Consider the following 1,926-nt stretch of genomic DNA (forward strand, 5'->3'; position numbering starts at 1 on the left):
GAGGCGCGGGTCGGCCACCAGGGCAGGGTTCAGCCGGTCGCGTCCGGTCGGCCGAGTTCGCGCTCGAGCAGCTCGAGGTCGATCTTGACGTGCTCGCGGGCGATGGCCGCGGCGTCCGCCGCGCGTCCGTCGCAGATCGCGGCGACGAGCGCCTCGTGGTCGGCGAGGGCGCGCAGCTCCATCTCGCGCATGCCGTCCGGCCCGCCCCAGAGGTGCGCCGGCGCCGAGATGCTCACCCGGGCCTCGAGGTCGAACAGCACCCCGCGCAGCGTCGCGTTGCCGGCGGCCTCGGCGATCGCGACGTGCAGGGCCTCGTCGGCCTTCTGCGACGCGAGCCCCGACGCCGCGTCCCGGTAGCCCTCGAGCCGGTCGTGCAGCCGGTCGACGTCGGTCGCGGTGCGGTTCTCGGCGGCGGCCTCGGCGACGACGCCGTGCAGGCGGCTGATCGCCTCACTCGTGTCGCGCAGGTCGGACCACCGCGCGGCGAGCGTGCGGCGCACGACGTCGGTGCCCGACCCCGGGGCCGGCGCCTGGACGAACGAGCCGCCGCCGCGCCCGCGTTGCGTCACGATCAGCCCCTGCTCGACGAGTCGGGCCAGGGCGGCCCGCACGGTCATGCGGCCGACCCGCAGCGAGGCGGCGAGGTCGCGCTCCGGGGGGAGGCGCGAGCCGGGCAGGTACTCGCCGATCGTGATGGCCGTGACGAGGCGGTCGGTGAGGTCGTCGACCCGGGTCGTGGGTGCGAGAGGGGCCCCGAGGGCGCCACCGAGGGCGCCGTCGACCGCGACGTCCGAGCGCGAGCCGCCCGCGCCTCCTCGGCTGTCGTCCTGGCCCATCGCGTCCCCGTCCCGGCTCGCCGACCCGTCGTGCGCGGGGCACTCGAGGTCTCGTCGTGTTACGAGCAGATTAAGGCATCGCGAAAGGTCTTGTCGCGAGACCTTAGCCGGGTGCATGCTCACCCGCATGTCCACGATCACCACCGGCACCGCCCCATTCCACGACGCCGAGACCTGGTACCGGGTCACCACGCCCGACGAGCCGCGCGACGGTGCACTGCCCCTCGTCGTGGTGCACGGCGGCCCGGGGATGGCCCACGACTACCTGCGCAACCTCGAGGCCTTCGCCGACGAGACCGGTCGCACGGTCGTGCACTACGACCAGCTCGGCTGCGGTCGCAGCACCCACCTGCCCGACGCCCCGGTCGACTTCTGGCAGCCGAGCCTGTTCGTCGCCGAGTTCGAGGCCCTCGTCGCGCACCTCGGCCTCGAGCGGTACCACCTGCTCGGCCAGTCGTGGGGCGGGATGCTCGGCGCCGAGATCGCCGTGACGGCACCGGACGGGCTGGCGAGCCTGGCCATCTGCAACTCGCCCGCGTCCATGCGGCTCTGGGTCGAGGGCGCCGGCGAGCTGCGCGACCAGCTGCCGACCGGCACCCGGGAGGCGCTGGCCCGCCACGAGGCGGACGGCACGACCACCGACCCCGAGTACCTCGCCGCCACGCAGGTGTTCTACGAGCGTCACGTCTGCCGCGTGGTGCCCATGCCGCAGGACTTCGTCGACAGCGAGGAGCAGATGGAGGCCGAGCCGACCGTATACCACACGATGAACGGGCCGAACGAGTTCCACGTCATCGGCACGATGCGCGACTGGACGATCGTCGACCGGCTGCCGTCGATCACCGCGCCGACCCTCGTCGTCGCGGGCGAGTTCGACGAGGCGACGCCCGCCACCTGGCAGCCGTTCGTCGACGGCATCGCCGACGTCCGCTCGCACGTGTTCGCGGGCGCCAGCCACTGCTCGCACCTCGAACAGCCCGAGGAGTTCCGGGCCGTCGTCGCACCGTTCCTGGCGGCGCACGACGGGCTGCGCGACGCCGCGCGCGCCTCCTGACCGGCGCGGGCCGCGCCACCTGAACCGACGCGGCCC

General features: G+C 74.2%; 2 protein-coding genes. One reads left to right on the forward strand and one right to left on the reverse strand.

From position 1 onward, the window contains the following. Positions 1–29: 29 nt before the first annotated feature. The gene (locus tag ASE87_RS07560; RefSeq protein WP_056227282.1) at positions 30–836 is read right to left on the reverse strand and encodes a FadR/GntR family transcriptional regulator; all 807 of its coding nucleotides are present in this window, start codon (positions 834–836) and stop codon (positions 30–32) included. Between the two features lie 127 nt (positions 837–963). On the opposite strand from ASE87_RS07560, the gene ASE87_RS07565 reads away from it, so the two are divergent. Further along, on the forward strand, positions 964–1,890 hold the full coding sequence (locus ASE87_RS07565) for a proline iminopeptidase-family hydrolase (RefSeq protein WP_235472239.1): 927 nt from the start codon (positions 964–966) through the stop codon (positions 1,888–1,890). The last annotated feature ends 36 nt before the right edge of the window (positions 1,891–1,926 follow it).

This window comes from Frigoribacterium sp. Leaf44, assembly GCF_001421865.1.
In the GTDB taxonomy this organism is placed as follows: domain Bacteria; phylum Actinomycetota; class Actinomycetes; order Actinomycetales; family Microbacteriaceae; genus Frigoribacterium.